The sequence below is a fragment of the Tsukamurella pseudospumae genome, from assembly GCF_001575195.1.
In the GTDB taxonomy this organism is placed as follows: domain Bacteria; phylum Actinomycetota; class Actinomycetes; order Mycobacteriales; family Mycobacteriaceae; genus Tsukamurella; species Tsukamurella pseudospumae.
In genome coordinates, this window is sequence record NZ_LSRF01000057.1 from 174535 (window position 1) to 191245 (window position 16711).

A 16711-nucleotide genomic window follows, 5' to 3' on the forward strand; every position below is an offset into this window, starting at 1 on the left:
CCGACACGCCCTTCTGTCATCGCGTTCCCGACAGCACCAATGTACGGATGACGGACATCGACTCGGCGAGGTCTCCCAAGATCCGGCTGTTCGTCAACCGCAGCACGCGGAACCCGGCGAGCAGGAGGTCCGCGTCGCGGCGCCGGTCGGCCTCGTACTTCTCGACCGAGCGATGGTCCGGGCCGTCGATCTCGACGACCAACCGGGGCTGCGGGAACAGCAGGTCCACGCGCACGGGCGGGTGCAGCGGACCCAGGTCGACGGCGTAGTTCCAGTGCCGCGCCGCGGCCCAGTCCACCCGCGCCAGCCCCTGTTCCAGGTACTTCTCCGCCGCGCTCGCCGGGTGCGGTCTGCCTGCGACCGGCGGGTAGAGCGGGGCGGGCTCGAAGCCCACCGTGTGCTCGGTGGGCCAGGCGTCCTCGTCGTCGGGGACGGGCGGACCGTCGACGACGGGGAACCGGTCGAGCGGAGCCGCACCGGGACCGAGCAGCCAGACGGCGCAGCCGCCGCGCGCCAGCCACTGCGCGCCGACGGACAGCGCGTCGGCCTGATGCGGGGCGATGAGCCGGTCGACCACCAGCGCCAGGGCCGCGCGCCCGGCGCCGTAGCCGCGGGTCAGCGCGTACTCGACCGCGCTCCGACGGTCCGCCGCCGGCAGTTCCGTGAACGCGGCGATCGACTCGGGCCGCAGCGCCGCGGTCGCGAGCGCCCCGAGGGCCGTCCCGAGCCCGGCTGCACCGTCGTGCCGATGACTGAGCGAGCGGACCGCGAACCGGTCCAGGACGCCGTCGGATTCGGGGGCGCCGTCCGTGCCGTCGGCGCCGTCCGCGGCGGGCAGCCACGCGGGGAACAGCTCGAGCGCGACCGCGACGGTCCGCGCGAGCACGTCCTCGATGATCGCGCTGGGCGCGGATCCCAGCGGCTGCGTGAGCCCCGGGAACACGACGATCGGATCCTCCGGTCCGCGGCGCTCCGCAGCGGCCGCCAGCGCGAGCGGCGACGTGGCCCGCAGGCGCGTCACCCCGCCCGACGGGAGGTCCGAGAGCTGCACGTCTTGGAAGTTACGGCATGCCCGTCGCGGCACATAGCACGTCATCCGGTCGAACGACACGGTCTGCGCCCGCGCGAGGGTCCTCCGGGTGCGCCGGCGCGTTTCGGGGTGCGGATGGCTTCCCGCAGCCGTTTCGCCCGGTCGCACCCTGCGTGCCGGGTGCGCTGGCGCATTTCGGGTGCGGATGGCTTCCCGCACCCGTTCTGCCCGGTGCGGGCAGTGGCCGGCCCCATCGCGACCGCGTGGGGTGGCGGCGGCGCACCGTCGGACCTGGGGGACAGGGGGCCGAGGGGCTGACCGGGCGTGATTCGACAGCGACCTGCGGTTTCCTCTATCATGGACCGGTTGCCTGCGGCCTCGTGCCACAGGTGGCGGACCGCGCGTGTTCGGGTCGGTAATCCGGCGCGCATGAAAATCCAGGTCTGAGGAGACTCTCTAGTGATTCAGCAGGAATCGCGAGTGCGGGTCGCCGACAACACGGGTGCTAAGGAAATCCTCTGCATCCGCGTGCTCGGTGGAAGCTCGCGCCGCTATGCCGGCATCGGTGACATCATCGTCGCCACTGTCAAGGACGCCATCCCCGGCGGCAACGTCAAGCGTGGCGAGGTCGTCAAGGCCGTGATCGTGCGCACCTCCAAGGAGCGCCGCCGTCCGGACGGCTCGTACATCAAGTTCGACGAGAACGCCGCTGTCATCATCAAGAACGACAACGATCCTCGTGGCACCCGCATCTTCGGCCCGGTCGGCCGCGAGCTGCGCGACAAGAAGTTCATGAAGATCGTTTCGCTGGCCCCGGAGGTGCTCTGACATGAAGGTGCACAAGGGCGACACCGTCATCGTGGTCTCGGGACCCGACAAGGGCGCGAAGGGCAAGGTCGTCGAGTCCTTCCCGCAGGCTGACAAGGTCCTCGTCGAGGGCGTCAACCGGATCAAGAAGCACACCAGCACGTCCGCCACCGCGCAGGGCGGGATCGAGGTCCGTGAGGCCCCGATCCACGTCTCCAACGTGATGGTCGTCGACTCGGACGGCAACCCCACCCGCGTGGGCTACCGGACCGACGAGGAGACCGGCAAGCGCGTGCGGATCTCCCGCAAGAACGGGAAGGACATCTGAGATGACCACCTCTGAGAAGACCCAGCCGCGCCTGAAGGCGCGCTACCGCGCCGAGATCAAGGACGCGCTCAAGAGCGAGTTCGACTACGCCAACGTGATGCAGATCCCCGGCGTCGTCAAGGTGGTCGTGAACATGGGCGTCGGCGACGCCGCCCGCGACGCCAAGCTCATCAACGGCGCCGTCAAGGACCTCGAGCTGATCACCGGCCAGAAGCCGGAGATCCGCAAGGCCCGCAAGTCCATCGCGCAGTTCAAGCTGCGTGAGGGCATGCCCATCGGCGCGCGCGTCACCCTCCGTGGCGACCGCATGTGGGAGTTCCTCGATCGCCTCACCTCGATCGCGCTGCCCCGTATCCGCGACTTCCGCGGCCTCAACGGCAACCAGTTCGACGGCAACGGCAACTACACGTTCGGCCTGAACGAGCAGTCGATGTTCCACGAGATCGACGTGGACTCCATCGACCGCCCGCGCGGCATGGACATCACCGTCGTCACCACTGCCACCAACAATGAGGAAGGCCGCGCACTGCTCAAGCACCTCGGCTTCCCCTTCAAGGAGAACTGAGCCATGGCAAAGAAGGCGCTGGTCAACAAGGCCAACAAGAAGCCGAAGTTCGCCGTCCGCGCGTACACCCGTTGCAACAAGTGCGGCCGCCCGCACTCGGTGTTCCGCAAGTTCGGCCTCTGCCGTGTGTGCCTGCGCGAGATGGCGCACGCCGGCGAGCTCCCCGGTGTGCACAAGAGCAGCTGGTGAGTGATCCCCGGGTCTGACCCGGGACACCGTCCGGCCTCACCGGACACAGACAAAACGGGCGCGCATCCCTTCGGGGATGCGCGCCCGCTGTCGTTTTTTCGAGCGTTCTCCATCACGAAACGCCGTTCGGATTCACAGAGTTACCCGTCCGTTAACTATGCTGTCATCTCATGTTGGTGCGTGCAGACTTCGCGCTCCCGCGGGGTCCACGCGGGGAGCGCTCCCGCCGCGGCTGGGGGAAGAGGCAATGGACCTGGGCGGTGCTCGCCGTCGTCGCGTTCGTCCTGGTGATCCAGGCCGCGGCGATGTACTACGGGCTCCGCGGCCCGGTGCACGGCCTCGTCTCCGACTTCGTCGGCCGTCCCGTCACCGGTGAGGTGAAGGTCGCCGCCCTCGCACTGGCCCTGATGTGCATGCCCGCGCGGCTGCGGCTGCCCTTCGTCGGCGTCGTGGCCGGGGTCGAGGTGCTGTTCAACGGCGAGCGCTTGCTGGCCGGGTCGCCGCTGCACTTCGGCAACGGCGTGATGTGGGGGCTCCTCGCGCTCACCGTCTACGCCGGCACCCGCCTGACCGGCTCGGAGCGGGCCGCGGCGCTCAAGGCCGCCGGCGTCGCCGCGATCCTCATCGCTGCGAACGCCGTCTCCGCCGTCTGGCTGGGCCTGACGATGCAGGCGCTGCCCGATGTCGCCGACCACTTCGTCGAGGTCGCCGACCGCGCGCTCGGCAGCCCGTCGTGGGTGATGGGGCGGCTCGTGCACGAGCACGGCTGGTACCTGTGGCTGATCACGAAGGTCTACACCTACCTGCCCGTCGGGGCGGCCGTGGTCGCCTACTTCCAGCTGCGGCGCAGCTCCACCGAGGGCTTCCCGCGGCACCACATCGTGAAGTCCTTCATCCTGATCGGCGCCATCGGCCCGGTCGTCTACTTCCTGTTCCCGGTCGTCGGCCCCGCGTACGCCTTCGGCAACGAGGTCGCCGGCGCGGGCTGGATGAACGTCTGGCCGCACGTGGTGCCCACCTCGCTCGAGCCCGTCTCGGCGTACTTCAGCCAGCAGGCGCCGCGCAACTGCATGCCCAGCCTGCACACCGCCTGGGCCACCGCGATCCTCGTGCACGCCCTGCGCGGGCCGCGCCTGCTCAAGCTGTTCGGCGTCGTCTGGTGGGTGTGCACGATCTCGGCGACCCTGGGCCTCGGCGCCCACTACGGCGTCGACCTCGTGGCCGGCCTCGTCTTCGCCCTCACCCTCGAGGCCGCGATGATCCGCCCCGAGGACGGCTGGCACCCCCGCCGCATCGTCACCGTCGTGGGCGGGACGGTGGCCTTCGCCGCGATCCTGCTCGCCATCCGGTACCTCAGCGTCCCCATGGCGCAGGGCGGCCATCTCGCCGCCGTGGCACTGCTCGGTGTCGTGGGCGTCATGGTGGTCGCCTACGCGCGGATCGCGCGGCCCCCGTCGCTCGACGATGCCGCCACCGCACCTCCGGTGGGGCAGCAGGCGCTCGCGGCCTGACGGCTACGCTGTCCGATGTGGGTGATTCCGATGCGTAGCGCGATCGCGGTGGCACTCGGCGTCGCCGCCGTCGGATTGATCGCGACGCGCTTCATCGGGCCGATCGGGATGCTGTTCCTGGCCGGTGGCCTGATCATCGCGATGGTCGTGCTCCTCGCCGGCCCCGGCAACGAGGCGGCGGTGCGCCGGCCCGACCCGCTGCGGTTCGTCGACGCCCCTGCGCCGCAGCGGCCGCGGGCGCAGCCGAAGGCGACCCCGGCGCCGTCGGGCAGGGCGCTGTGGGAGCGTGCGACGGGCCGTCACGACGAGGTGCTGTCCGAGTACGCGGGCTACGAGCTCGACCCGGAGATGCTGCTCCGTTTCCCCGCGATGTGGGACCTCAGCTCGCCGAAGGTCATCGCCTTCCACGACGCCCTCGAGCACGCGGGCGCCCTGCGCACCGACGAATACCCCGGCGAGGAGTCCGCCGCGGAGTACGCCGATGCCGTCACCGACCTGCGCACCACCTGGTACGCCGCCGACCGGCACGCCCGCAGCACCGGCACCACCGGGCTGCCCGCCGAGGACGCCCGCGACCTCGACCGTGGGCTCAAGCTCTACCGTCACGCTTCGTCCAGCACCGCCGCAGAGCGGGCGGCGTACCTGAACCAGGTGGTGAGCACCGTCGACCGGCTGGTCGACCGCGGCGTCCTACCCGCGCCGCCGCGGTTCCGCGCCGAGCTGGAGGCAGAGGCCCGCAAGGCCATCGAGAGCTGATCGGAACCGATCGCCGCGCGCAGAACGGGTGCGCGAGGTCATCCGCACCTGAAATGCGCCAGCGCCCCCGGCGTGCAGGGTGCGGCTGCGCGAAACGGGTGCGGGAAGCCGTTCGCACCCGAAATGCGCGGTGGTCCGCGGCGCGCGCTGCCGCGCGCCGCAACACTCCCGTGACAATTGTTGCCTATGGTGTCAGTGTGACTGTTGTGACTCGACGGGTGCTGCTGGGTGCGGCCGCCGCTGCGGTGCCGGCCGCGATGATCGCGGCGCGTGCCGCCGCCGACCCGGGCTCCGGACCGGGGGCGGGCGGCACCGTCGGGCCGACGACGCCGGGCGCGCCCGCCGGGCCCGCAACCCGCTGGACCCCCGAACGTGCGCAGCAGTGGCGCGCGCAGAACCCCTGGATGGTCGGCGCGAACTACATCAACGCCAACGCCGGGAACCAGTTCGAGATGTTCCAGGCGCAGACCTTCGACCCGGTGCGGATGAACCTCGAGCTCAGCTGGGCCAAGGGGCTCGGCATGACCACGATGCGCGTGTTCCTGCAGGACCAGCTGTGGACCGCCGACCCGACCGGCTTCGTGCGGCGCCTCGACCAGTTCCTCACCGTCGCGAACACCAACGGCATCAAGGTCATGTTCGTGCTGTTCGACTCGTGCTGGGATCCGAACCCGAAGCCGGGCGTCCAGCGCGAGCCCACGCCCGGCGTGCACAACTCGACCTGGGTGCAGAGCCCGGGCGCCGCGGGCCTGACCAACCCCGACACCAGCACGCTGCAGGCCTACGCGACCGGCGTGGTCAAGGCCTTCGCGAACGATCCGCGCGTGATCGCGTGGGACGTGTGGAACGAGCCGGAGAACCTCGCCGACTCCTACCCGCTGAGCCCGCCGGACAAGGTGGCCCGCGTCGCGCAGCTGCTCCCGAAGGCCTTCGAGTGGGCCCGCGCCGGCGCCCCGACGCAGCCGCTGACCTCCGGCGTCTGGGCCGACACCCGCCCCGAGATCCGCGCGATCCAGCTCGCCCAGTCGGACGTCATCAGCTTCCACAGCTACGACCCGCCGGAGAAGTTCCGCGCCATGGCCGCGGATCTCGCGAAGCAGGGCCGGCCGATGCTGCTCACGGAGTACATGGCCCGCCCGCAGGGCAGCACGATCGAGACGATCCTGCCGATCTGCCAGGAGCTCGGCATCGACGCCTATCAGTGGGGCTTCGTGGCCGGCCGTAGCCAGACCTACTACCCGTGGGACTCGTGGAAGCAGCCCTACGTCGGGGCGCGTCAGCCCGCGCAGTGGTTCCACGACCTCCTGTGGCCGGACGGGCGCGCCTACCGGGAGTCCGAGGTGTCGACGGTGCGCCGCCTCACCGCCCGGACCTAATCGGCGCGCAGGTAGCTGCCGTCGATCCGGTAGTACGCGCGGTGGTCCGAGTTCGGGCCGAGGCCCACTTGCAGGATCGGTGGAGGCACGGCGCGTGAGCTGGTCCGCGTGTCCGTATCGACGTGCAGGCCCAGGGCGTGGGCGTCGATCGGTGGCACGGAGAAGCGCTGCTCGACGTCGGAGCGGGCCTTCTCGATCGCGGCCGTGGTGATCGCGCGCAGCGGGAAGGCGTCGTCGGGCGTGTAGGTGGACGGGCTCAGTCGTACCTCCGGGAACTTCCCGACCGTCTCCTTCAGCGTCCCGTACTTCCCCGCCCCGCGGACCGTGATCTCGACGGTGCCCTTCCCTGATCCGACGGAGCTGGCGTTCGTCGCGAAGACGCGGTACTCGAGGTCGTCGAGCACCGACTGGTCCGGGGTGAAGCCGTTGTCGCGCAGGAGCCGCTCGGCGACGGGCAGCAGCCCGTCGACCTTCGCCAGCGCGAGGTTGTCGGGGAGGTTCCCCACGTGGTCCGTTTCGAATTCGACGGACGACCTGCCGAAGGTCGCGACCAGCTTCTTGTCGGAGCTGCGCCGTGCGATCTCGATCTTGTCCGACGTCGACGGCTTGCGTTCGATGCCGAGGGCGGCGATCGCCGCGTCCACCTTCGTGGACGCGGCGGTCAGGTCGAGCCCGGCGATGTCGGCGGCGCTGAACGCGGCATCCGCGCGATAGGACGTGGTGCTGCGCGACGGGGAGTTCCACTCGTGCGAGCCGCCGGAGCGGGAGAACTGGAACCAGACCTCCTCGCCCCGCGCGAGGTCGAGGTACCGCATCTGCGTCCAGTACGTGCTGATCGTGATCTGCCGAAGCGTCTTCGTGGCACCCGGCTGGATCTCCTCGGCCTTGGCGAGCACGCGCTGCACCTCGGTCGACGGGTCGATCGTCTCGTCCGCGGCGCTCGCCCGTGAACCCGGTCCGGCGTCGCCCTCGGTCATCACGATCGCCACCGGCAACCCGGCGGACACCACGAGGATGCCGGTGATGAACGCGGCGACCAGCCCCATCCCCGGCGGGGCGGACCGCAGGCGCCACGCGAGCAGCCCCGCGACCGCGACGGTCGTCACGGCCCAGACGAGGGAGGCGGCACCGTCGGACACGACGGACCCGACCAGGCCCACCGTGGTGAGCACCGCGAGCAGGGCGACCGTGAGGGAGGTGGACACGGGGTCAGAATATCCGCAGGCAATCATGCTGAGCGCAACCAGTGCGTCCCGGGCGAAACGGTCATACGGTCCGCGGAAGAACCATCCGCCCCCACCGAAGGAACCCCACATGACCGCATCCGCGACCGGAACCCTCACCGCCATCATCGACGCGACCGCTGAGGCCGTCTCGCGCAATGTCGCCAACGCGCACGTGGTGTTCTCCGCGACCGCGGTGCCGCAGGGCACCGTCGGCAGCGTCACGACGGCCCGGCAGCACACTCTCGCGGTCGACGAGCCGCCCACGCTCGGCGGCACGGACACCGCGATCAACCCCGTCGAGGCGTACCTGGGCGCGCTCCTGGCCTGCCAGGTCGTGACCTACCGCTTCTACGCGGACAAGCTGGGCGTGAGCATCGACGAGCTGAAGCTCAGCGCCGAGGGCGACCTCGACGTGCGCGGCTTCTTCGGCCTGGACGACACCGTCCGCCCCGGATTCACGGCCGTGCGGGTCACCGTCGACATCACCGGCCCGGACAGCGAGGAGCGCTACCGCGAGCTGACCGACACCGTCGACGCGCACTGCCCGGTCCTGGACCTCACCCAGAACCCCACCCCGGTCACGACGACGCTGCGGGTGAACTGACGCGCGGCCCCGTCGCGGCGAGCGCGGCGTAGAACACCAGCATCGACGAGGCGGCGGCGAAGTTCAGCCGCAGGTCGCGGGCCCGCACGTGCATGCCGACCGCGACGCTGAAGTACAGCGTCAGCATGATCGCGGTGAACCGGGCCAGGCCGGGCCACCGCGGCGCCGCCGCGAGCCCCAGCGCCGACGCGCCCTTGACCACCGGGAAGAACCACCGCCCACCGTCGGGCCACCCCACGGAGTCGAGGCACGCGGCGACGTAGGGGATCGGCTGCACGCAGATCGCTGCGTCGGCCGCCTGGCCCGCGGCGGCCAGCTGATAGAGGCGGGGTTCGTGCACGATCTCGGAGACCTTCATGCCCTTCGACGGTACGCCGCGCCCCGCGCCCCGTCGTCCTCCCGAGGGCGGACGCGGCGCGGGTGTGATGGGGTGACGGCATGCGTGATGCTCCGAAACGTCGGTTCGCCGGCACCGTCGACCTGGGGACGCGGAAGTTCTGGCGCCTGACCGGGCGGGAGATCGACCTCGACGGTGCCGACGCCTGGCTCCGGGCGCCGACGGTCGGCCCCGGACCCGTCGGGACGGCGTGGCTCGAGGCCGAGGCCGCCCGCCGGGGCGGCACGGTCCACCACGACCTGCCCGACGCGGGACTGATCCCCGACTGGGGCGCCCTGGCCGGGGCGGGATTCGACCCGTCGGCGTTGCACCCGTCGATCGTCGACTTCTACGCGCGCACCGCGCGGTGGCGGATGGAGGTGTGGAGCAGCTGGTCGCCGCTGTTCCAGCCGGGCGGCGAGATCGTCTCGCGCGGCTTCGGCCGGCGCGTGCAGCAGCTCGCGCTCCCGACGAACCCCCTGGACGTCGCGCGCGGGCTCGACGGCCGGGTGTCCGTGCTCACCGACAGTGCGGGCGAGCAGGTCGCCGCCGGCTGGATCCGGACACTGCGCAGCTCCGGCGACACGGTGTTCAGCGGCTGCTACTCCACGCGGACCCTGCCCGGCGCCGACCGCCCCAGCGTGCACGTCACCTTCCCGCTCGAGGCGGGGAACCTGCAGGTCTTCCTACGGCCCTCCGACCGGCCGGGCGGAGCGCTCGAACTGGCGTCGCCGCGGGGCCCGTGGGGCGCCGACGGCGCGTACATCACCGTCCACGACAGTGGCCGCGACTTCGCCAAGCGGGTGCCGTTGCACGAGAGCTTCCAGCTGTACGTCGACGACGAGGGGACGCTGCGCACCGATCACGTCGTGCCGGTCGGGCCGGCGACGGCGCTGCGGCTGCACTACAAGCTCACGCGCCGGGAGTGACCCGGGCATCACGCGCCGGGAGCGACCCCGGGCATCACGCGCCGGGAGCGACCCCGGGCGTCACGCGCCGGGCGGGAGGCCGGGAACGTATCCGCGCCGCCCGTCCCAGCTGCCGTGCTCGGAGACCGGCCGGAACCGGTAGGTCGCGAACTCGTGGTGGAAGTCCCGGCGCCGGCGCTCCTCCATCGCGACCTCGTGCCGATGTGGATCCGGCAGGTCGCTGTGGCCGTGCACCATGTCCGTCATCGCGCGGACGGTCCGCCAGATCGAGAAGGTGGCGATGGTGTTCGGCGGGCGCATCGCCGCTCCCGCGAGCGTCGCGCCGGGATCGTCGCGGACCTGGCGTTCGACGGGCCGCCCCCAGTGCAGGAAGCGGGGCACCTCCGGCAGGCGCATCCGGGCGACGGTGACCGCGACCACCGGTTCGTCCTCGTCCCACTCGCCGGCCCGTGCGGGTAGTCCCGGCAGCGCGCTGATCTGCGACCATCGCCGCAGGTAACGCATCCGCACGTGCCAGCCGTCGGCCAGTCGTGCGCCGGCCGGGCTCGCGAGGTGGTCGTCGATCGCGGCCTCGTCGTCCCACCGCGCGAACATCGCCAACCGGCGCAGCTGTAGGCGGTCGGGGGAGACGACGGGCGCGCCGAGCCGCATCAGCGCCAGGGTCTCGGCGTGCCGCAGCCCGGGGACGGTGCCCGGCCCGGGCGGCCGCACCAGCAGCGACGCCGTCGTCGTCCGGGGCAGCTCGACGAGGTGGAGGGTGAAGACCCCGGTATCGCCGTGCGTCATGGCGCCGACGGTACGCGGTGGGCGTCGGGTGGGGGATCCGGCGTGCGGTGGGGGAGTCGGCGCCGCGCGGGGGATGGCCGACGGTGCACGGCGTGTGGTGGGGGAGTCGGCGTCCGATGCGGGAGGCCTGGCGTGGCGCGGGGGACGTCGGCGCCGCGTGGGGGACGGCCGAGCCCCCACCGCACGACCGGCGTCCGGTGGGGGCGGAGCCGTGGAGTGGGGGAGTCTGTGCGGCGCGGGGGACGACCGGGCGGCACCGTCGGGCCCGGTGACCTGTGGCGCCCTCCGGGCCGGACGAGCCACACTGATTCGACTCTGACCGGGACTTTCTCTACACTAGTGAGGTTGCCTGCCGTGCTTCGAGCACGGCCGGCGCACTTCCCCGAACCGGTACGGACTCGTCCGGCCGGTCCGGAATCCCTGCAGTGCAACGGTATTGCAGGACGGTTTGCTTCGTAGTAGGCCCACCGTCGGACGATCCAGGCCCTCCTCGTGAGGGCACCAGAGCGCCGGCGATGCATGGGAACCGCTGCGAGAAAGGTAGACGAATCTGTCATGACCATGACTGATCCGATCGCAGACTTCTTGACCCGTCTGCGCAACGCCAACTCGGCGTACCACGACGAGGTGACGCTCCCGCACTCGAAGATCAAGGCGAACATCGCCGAGATCCTCAAGCGTGAGGGCTACATCACCGACTTCCGTACCGAGGACGCCGAGGTGGGCAAGAACCTCGTCGTTTCGCTGAAGTACGGCCCCAGCCGTGAGCGTTCGATCGCCGGCCTGCGCCGCGTGTCGAAGCCCGGTCTGCGCGTGTACGCGAAGTCCACCAACCTGCCGAAGGTCCTCGGTGGCCTGGGCGTGGCGATCATCTCCACGTCCTCGGGCCTCCTCACGGATCGCCAGGCAGCCAAGCAGGGCGTGGGCGGCGAAGTCCTCGCTTACGTCTGGTAAGGGGACAACAAACTTATGTCGCGTATTGGTAAGCACCCCGTGGTCGTTCCCGCGGGCGTCGACGTGCAGATCGCAGGCCAGGACGTCACCGTCAAGGGCCCCAAGGGCCAGCTGTCGCTGACCGTCTCCGAGCCGATCTCGGTGTCGAAGAACGAAGAGGGCGCCGTCGTGGTGGCCCGTCCCGACGACGAGCGGCGCAATCGCGCGCTGCACGGCCTGTCGCGGACCCTGGTCGCCAACATGGTGACCGGTGTGACCGAGGGTTACACCAAGAAGATGGAGATCTACGGCGTGGGTTACCGCGTGGCGCTCAAGGGCAAGGACCTCGAGTTCGCCCTGGGCTACAGCCACCCGGTGCCGATCGAGGCGCCCGAGGGCATCACCTTCGCGGTGGAGAGCCCCACCAAGTTCTCCGTGTCCGGCATCGACAAGCAGCAGGTCGGCCAGATCTCGGCGGTCATCCGCAAGCTCCGTCGTCCCGATCCCTACAAGGGCAAGGGCGTGCGGTACGAGGGTGAGCAGATCCGTCGCAAGGTCGGAAAGACGGGTAAGTAACTCATGGCAACTCAGACCGAGAACAACAAGCGTATCCCGGTGGGCAAGGACGTTTCGACTCGTCGTCGCACGTCGAAGGCTCGCCGTCACTTCCGCCTGCGCAAGAAGATCGAGGGCACCGCGGCCCGTCCGCGCCTCGTCGTCAAGCGCTCCAGCCGGCACATCCACGTGCAGCTGATCGACGACCTCAAGGGCCACACGCTGGCCGCGGCGTCGACGCTGGAGGCGGACGTCAAGGCTGCGGGTGGCGACAAGTCGGCCCAGGCGAAGAAGGTCGGCGAGCTCATCGCGGCCCGCGCCAAGGCAGCCGGTGTCGAGGCCGTCGTGTTCGACCGTGGTGGCAACAAGTACCACGGCCGGATCGCCGCTCTCGCGGACGCCGCTCGCGAAGGCGGGTTGGAGTTCTGATGACCAACACCACCATCTTTTCCATCGAAGGAGAGGCAGCCTGATGCCCGGACGTCAGCGTCGTGACGGCGGCAATGGGCCCGCCGGCAGCAACGGCCCCGAGAACTCGAACGACCGCCGCGGCGGCCGTGGTGGTCGCGATCGCGATCAGCGCGGTGGCCGTGAGGCCGAGAAGAGCCAGTTCATCGAGAAGGTCGTCACCATCAACCGCGTGTCGAAGGTCGTGAAGGGTGGTCGTCGCTTCAGCTTCACCGCCCTCGTGATCGTCGGCGACGGCCAGGGCATGGTCGGCGTCGGTTACGGCAAGGCCAAGGAAGTTCCTGCGGCCATCCAGAAGGGTGTCGAGGAGGCTCGGAAGAACTTCTTCCGCGTCCCCATGATCGGCAACACCATCGTGCACCCGGTGCAGGGTGAGGCCGCGGCCGGCGTCGTGCTGCTGCGTCCCGCCAGCCCGGGTACCGGTGTCATCGCCGGTGGCGCCGTGCGTCCCGTGCTCGAGGCGGCCGGCGTCCACGACGTCATCGCCAAGAGCCTGGGCTCGGACAACGCCATCAACGTGGTGCACGCGACCGTGGCGGCTCTCAAGGAGCTGCAGCGTCCCGAGGAGGTCGCGGCTCGTCGCGGCCTGCCCGTCGAGGACGTCGCCCCGGCCGGCATGCTCCGCGCTCGCGCGGGTCAGGGAGCGTAAGTCATGGCACAGCTGAAGATCACTCAGACGCGTGGCCTGGTCGGGCTCAAGCAGAACCAGCGCGACAGCCTGCGGACGCTGGGCCTCAAGGGCATCCGCAAGCAGGTCGTCCGTGAGGACACCCCCGTCAACCGCGGCCTGATCCAGGTCGTGTCGCATCTCGTGGAAGTGGAGGAGGTGTAAGCAATGGCTATCAAGCTGCACGATCTCCGTCCCGCTAAGGGCGCGAAGACCGCGAAGACCCGCGTGGGTCGCGGTGAGGGCTCCAAGGGTAAGACCGCCGGTCGCGGCACCAAGGGCACCAAGGCCCGCAAGAACGTCCCCGTGAACTTCGAGGGCGGGCAGATGCCGCTGCACATGCGGCTGCCGAAGCTCAAGGGCTTCAAGAACCGCAACCGGGTCGAGTACCAGGTCGTGAACGTGGGCGACATCGCCCGTCTGTTCCCGCAGGGCGGCACCATCGGCATCGACGAGCTCGTCGCCGCCGGTGCGGTTCGCAAGAACCGTGTCGTCAAGGTTCTCGGCGACGGCGAGATCAGCGTCAAGGTGGACGTGACGGCGACCAAGGTCACCGGCGCCGCCAAGGCGAAGATCGAGGCCGCCGGTGGTTCGACCACCGAGCTGAAGCCCTCGGCCGAGGCCTAGTCCTCGCGCTGAGCGCAACGTGGACGCCGCGGTAGGCGCCGGTCACCGGTGCCTACCGCGGCTCTCGTTTCGCGGGTTCGACGGTGACCGTCCGCCTCCTGCCGGGCGGTACGCTCCGAACCCGCGGGCTGTGTGCCGCGCGGGCTGGTCACCGCGCATGCGGTCTGCCACCCACCCTGAACAGCCTCTTTGAGAGCGGCTGTTAGAGTTTCATACGTTTGCAGGATTACCCATGAGGACACGGCACTCCGCCGCGGGTGGAGGACGTGTCCACGAGCGTGGGGCGCCCCGGTCGGGGTCGCCCGGCTGCCAGGAGGATGTGTGCTTTCGGCCCTAGTCCCGATCTTCCGGACCCCGGATCTGCGACGGAAGATGCTGATCGTCCTGGGCATCGTCGTGCTCTACCGATTCGGCGCGACCCTGCCGTCGCCCGGCGTGGACTTCAAGAACGTCAGTGAGTGCATCGATACTGTCAGCAAGGGCGCGAACGCCGATGTCTACTCGCTGATCAACATGTTCTCCGGCGGCGCACTGCTGCAGCTGTCGGTGTTCGCGATCGGCATCATGCCGTACATCACGGCGTCGATCATCATCCAGCTGCTGATGGTGGTCATCCCACGGTTCGAGACCCTCCGCAAGGAGGGCCAGGCCGGCCAGGCGAAGATCACCCAGTACACCCGCTACCTCACGGTGGCGCTGGCACTGCTGCAGGCCACCGCGATCGTCGCGATGGCCTCGCGCGGCCAGCTGCTGCAGGGCTGCCCGGCCGACAAGCCGATCCTCCCGAACAACGACCTGTTCACCCTGGTCACCATCGTGGTCGTGATGACCGCCGGCGCGATCGTCGTGATGTGGTTCGGCGAGCTGATCACCGAGCGCGGGATCGGCAACGGCATGTCTCTGCTCATCTTCGCGGGCATCGCCTCCCGCCTGCCCGCCGACGGGCAGAAGATCCTCCAGAGCCAGGGCGGCCTCGTCTTCGGCCTCGTGTGCGTCGCGGTCGTGGTGATCCTCGTCGCGGTCGTCTTCGTCGAGCAGGGGCAGCGCCGCATCCCGGTGCAGTACGCCAAGCGCATGGTCGGCCGCAAGATGTACGGCGGCTCGTCGACCTACCTGCCGCTGAAGGTCAACACCGCGGGCGTCATCCCGGTCATCTTCGCGTCGTCGCTGCTGTACCTGCCGCAGCTGGTGATCCAGCTGGTCGCGAACGGCTCGACGGCGAGCTGGGTGGTGTGGATCCAGAACAACCTGGTCAACCCCGCGAGCCCCTGGCACATCGCCGTCTACTTCGCGCTGATCATCTTCTTCACGTACTTCTACGTGGCGATCACCTTCAACCCGGAGGAGCGCGCGGACGAGATGAAGAAGTTCGGCGGCTTCATCCCGGGCATCCGCCCCGGCAAGCCGACCGCGGACTACCTCAACTACGTCCTGCAGCGGATCACCCTCCCGGGCTCGCTGTACCTGGGTATCATCGCGATTCTCCCCAACCTGTTCCTCGAGATGGGCGGCGGTTCGAGCACGAGCAATCTGCCCTTCGGCGGCACGATGATCCTCATCATCGTGGTCGTGGCGCTCGACACCACGAAGCAGATCGAGAGTCAATTGATGCAACGCAACTACGAAGGATTCCTCAAGTGAGACTGGTTATTCTGGGCCCTCCCGGGGCGGGCAAGGGTACGCAGGCCGAGCGGCTGTCCGAGAAGTACGGCATCCCGCACATCTCCACCGGCGACCTCTTCCGTGCGAACATCAGCGAGGGCACCGCGCTCGGCGTCCAGGCCAAGAAGTACATGGACGCGGGCGAGCTGGTCCCGTCGTCGGTCACCGTCGACATGGTGCGCTCGCGCCTGACGGAGCCGGACGCGAAGAACGGCTTCATCCTCGACGGCTTCCCGCGCTCGACGGATCAGGCCGACTCGCTGGCCGAGATCCTCACCGAGCGCGGCGAGAAGCTCGACGCCGTGATCTCCTTCGACGTCCCGGAGGACACCGTCGTCGAGCGCATGCTCGCGCGCGGCCGCGCGGACGACACCGAAGAGGTCATCCGCAACCGCATGCAGGTGTACGCGAATCAGACCGCGCCGCTGCTCGACTACTACGGCGACTTCGTCACGCACATCGACGCTCTCGGGACCGTCGACGAGGTGCTGGGCCGGGTCACCGCGCAGCTCGACAAGTGAGTCGTTTCCGCCTCACGAAGAAGACCGTGCCCTTCCGCTCCGCGGGGGAGCTCGACGCGATGGCCGCCGCGGGCGCCGTCGTGGGCCGCGCGCTCGTCGCGGTCCGCGACGCCGCCCGCGTCGGCGTTTCCACGCTCGAGCTCGACGAGGTCGCCGAGACGGTGATCCGTGAGGCCGGCGGGGTGCCCTCGTTCAAGGGCTATCACGGTTTCCCGGGCTCGATCTGCTCGTCGGTCAACGAGGTCGTCGTGCACGGCATCCCGGACCGGTCGACGGTGCTCGCCGCCGGCGACCTGGTGTCCATCGACTGCGGTGCGATCCTCGACGGCTGGCACGGCGACTCGGCGTGGACCTTCGGCGTCGGCGAGCTGTCGGCGGAGGACGCGGACCTCTCCGAGGCCACCCGCCTCGCGATGGAGGCAGGGATCGCCGCGATGCTCGACGGCAACCGCCTCACCGATGTCTCGCACGCCATCGAGACCGCCACCTACGCGCAGGCCGCGCGGCTCGGTCGCGACCTCGCCATCGTCGACGGCTACGGCGGCCACGGCATCGGCCGCGAGATGCACATGGAGCCCTTCCTCGCCAACGAGGGCGACCCGGGCAAGGGCCCGCGCCTCGTCGTCGGGTCCACGCTCGCGATCGAGCCGATGCTCACGCTCGGCACCCCGGACACCTCCGTCCTCGAGGACGACTGGACCGTCGTCACGGACGACGGTGCCCGCGCAGCGCACTGGGAGCACACCGTCGCCGTCACCGCCGACGGTCCGCGCATCCTCACTCCGCGTCCCTGAC

General features: G+C 70.0%; 22 protein-coding genes. 18 read left to right on the forward strand and 4 right to left on the reverse strand.

Features of this window, described 5'->3' with window-relative positions; all coding sequences use genetic code 11:
• Positions 1–16 precede the first annotated feature (16 nt).
• Positions 17–1051, reverse strand: coding sequence for an endonuclease domain-containing protein (locus AXK60_RS17890; protein WP_068573221.1), 1035 nt, complete (start codon positions 1049–1051; stop codon positions 17–19).
• 438 nt (positions 1052–1489) lie between these two features.
• On the opposite strand from AXK60_RS17890, the gene rplN reads away from it, so the two are divergent.
• The 7 genes from rplN (at position 1490) to AXK60_RS17925 (ending at position 6562) form a co-directional block, all read left to right on the forward strand.
• Positions 1490–1858: a 50S ribosomal protein L14 gene (gene rplN / locus AXK60_RS17895; RefSeq protein WP_068573225.1), complete on the forward strand. Its 369-nt coding sequence runs from the start codon at positions 1490–1492 to the stop codon at positions 1856–1858.
• 1 nt (position 1859) lies between these two features.
• Positions 1860–2165 (forward strand): 50S ribosomal protein L24, encoded by a 306-nt coding sequence (gene rplX, locus AXK60_RS17900; RefSeq protein WP_068573227.1) that lies wholly within the window; start codon positions 1860–1862, stop codon positions 2163–2165.
• Position 2166: 1 nt separating this feature from the next.
• Positions 2167–2730 (forward strand): 50S ribosomal protein L5, encoded by a 564-nt coding sequence (gene rplE / locus AXK60_RS17905; RefSeq protein WP_068573229.1) that lies wholly within the window; start codon positions 2167–2169, stop codon positions 2728–2730.
• A gap of 3 nt (positions 2731–2733) precedes the next feature.
• Positions 2734–2919, forward strand: a complete 186-nt coding sequence (locus tag AXK60_RS17910; RefSeq protein WP_068522657.1) for a type Z 30S ribosomal protein S14 — start codon at positions 2734–2736, stop codon at positions 2917–2919.
• Between the two features lie 170 nt (positions 2920–3089).
• A complete protein-coding gene (locus tag AXK60_RS17915; RefSeq protein WP_068573230.1) occupies positions 3090–4430 on the forward strand; it encodes a phosphatase PAP2 family protein in 1341 nt (446 codons plus the stop codon).
• Between the two features lie 30 nt (positions 4431–4460).
• Positions 4461–5186 carry a hypothetical protein gene (locus tag AXK60_RS17920; RefSeq protein WP_244881127.1) on the forward strand — a complete coding sequence of 242 codons (726 nt, stop codon included), beginning with the start codon at positions 4461–4463 and terminating at the stop codon, positions 5184–5186.
• A gap of 257 nt (positions 5187–5443) precedes the next feature.
• A complete protein-coding gene (locus tag AXK60_RS17925) occupies positions 5444–6562 on the forward strand; it encodes a cellulase family glycosylhydrolase (RefSeq protein ID WP_068573446.1) in 1119 nt (372 codons plus the stop codon).
• On the opposite strand, the gene AXK60_RS17930 is transcribed toward AXK60_RS17925, so the two are convergent.
• On the reverse strand, positions 6559–7767 hold the full coding sequence (locus tag AXK60_RS17930; RefSeq protein WP_068573232.1) for a hypothetical protein: 1209 nt from the start codon (positions 7765–7767) through the stop codon (positions 6559–6561). The genes AXK60_RS17925 and AXK60_RS17930 overlap by 4 nt on opposite strands.
• Before the next feature lie 109 nt (positions 7768–7876).
• On the opposite strand from AXK60_RS17930, the gene AXK60_RS17935 reads away from it, so the two are divergent.
• A complete protein-coding gene (locus AXK60_RS17935) occupies positions 7877–8392 on the forward strand; it encodes an OsmC family protein (RefSeq protein ID WP_068573234.1) in 516 nt (171 codons plus the stop codon).
• Here AXK60_RS17935 and AXK60_RS17940 read toward each other — a convergent pair.
• The gene (locus AXK60_RS17940; protein WP_068573235.1) at positions 8367–8750 is read right to left on the reverse strand and encodes a DoxX family protein; all 384 of its coding nucleotides are present in this window, start codon (positions 8748–8750) and stop codon (positions 8367–8369) included. The genes AXK60_RS17935 and AXK60_RS17940 overlap by 26 nt on opposite strands.
• A gap of 80 nt (positions 8751–8830) precedes the next feature.
• On the opposite strand from AXK60_RS17940, the gene AXK60_RS17945 reads away from it, so the two are divergent.
• Positions 8831–9697: a hypothetical protein gene (locus AXK60_RS17945; RefSeq protein ID WP_068573237.1), complete on the forward strand. Its 867-nt coding sequence runs from the start codon at positions 8831–8833 to the stop codon at positions 9695–9697.
• A 60-nt stretch (positions 9698–9757) separates the two neighbouring features.
• Here the strand turns inward: AXK60_RS17945 and AXK60_RS17950 are convergent, their stop codons facing one another.
• Positions 9758–10483: a hypothetical protein gene (locus tag AXK60_RS17950; RefSeq protein WP_068573239.1), complete on the reverse strand. Its 726-nt coding sequence runs from the start codon at positions 10481–10483 to the stop codon at positions 9758–9760.
• Positions 10484–11038: 555 nt separating this feature from the next.
• Here AXK60_RS17950 and rpsH point away from each other — a divergent pair.
• The 9 genes from rpsH (at position 11039) to map (ending at position 16710) form a co-directional block, all read left to right on the forward strand.
• A complete protein-coding gene (gene rpsH / locus AXK60_RS17955) occupies positions 11039–11437 on the forward strand; it encodes a 30S ribosomal protein S8 (RefSeq protein WP_068533016.1) in 399 nt (132 codons plus the stop codon).
• A gap of 15 nt (positions 11438–11452) precedes the next feature.
• On the forward strand, positions 11453–11992 hold the full coding sequence (gene rplF, locus AXK60_RS17960; RefSeq protein WP_068573241.1) for a 50S ribosomal protein L6: 540 nt from the start codon (positions 11453–11455) through the stop codon (positions 11990–11992).
• Positions 11993–11995: 3 nt separating this feature from the next.
• Positions 11996–12400 carry a 50S ribosomal protein L18 gene (gene rplR, locus AXK60_RS17965; RefSeq protein ID WP_068573243.1) on the forward strand — a complete coding sequence of 135 codons (405 nt, stop codon included), beginning with the start codon at positions 11996–11998 and terminating at the stop codon, positions 12398–12400.
• A 43-nt stretch (positions 12401–12443) separates the two neighbouring features.
• On the forward strand, positions 12444–13088 hold the full coding sequence (gene rpsE, locus AXK60_RS17970) for a 30S ribosomal protein S5 (protein ID WP_068573245.1): 645 nt from the start codon (positions 12444–12446) through the stop codon (positions 13086–13088).
• 3 nt (positions 13089–13091) lie between these two features.
• Complete coding sequence (gene rpmD, locus AXK60_RS17975; protein ID WP_068573247.1) at positions 13092–13271, forward strand: 50S ribosomal protein L30; 180 nt, start codon at positions 13092–13094, stop codon at positions 13269–13271.
• Positions 13272–13274: 3 nt separating this feature from the next.
• The gene (rplO, locus tag AXK60_RS17980) at positions 13275–13733 is read left to right on the forward strand and encodes a 50S ribosomal protein L15 (RefSeq protein WP_068573249.1); all 459 of its coding nucleotides are present in this window, start codon (positions 13275–13277) and stop codon (positions 13731–13733) included.
• Positions 13734–14054: 321 nt separating this feature from the next.
• A complete protein-coding gene (secY, locus tag AXK60_RS17985; RefSeq protein WP_068573251.1) occupies positions 14055–15374 on the forward strand; it encodes a preprotein translocase subunit SecY in 1320 nt (439 codons plus the stop codon).
• Complete coding sequence (locus AXK60_RS17990) at positions 15371–15916, forward strand: adenylate kinase (protein WP_068573253.1); 546 nt, start codon at positions 15371–15373, stop codon at positions 15914–15916. Before secY ends, AXK60_RS17990 begins: the two co-directional genes overlap by 4 nt.
• Positions 15913–16710: a type I methionyl aminopeptidase gene (gene map, locus AXK60_RS17995; protein ID WP_082778098.1), complete on the forward strand. Its 798-nt coding sequence runs from the start codon at positions 15913–15915 to the stop codon at positions 16708–16710. Before AXK60_RS17990 ends, map begins: the two co-directional genes overlap by 4 nt.
• The last annotated feature ends 1 nt before the right edge of the window (position 16711 follow it).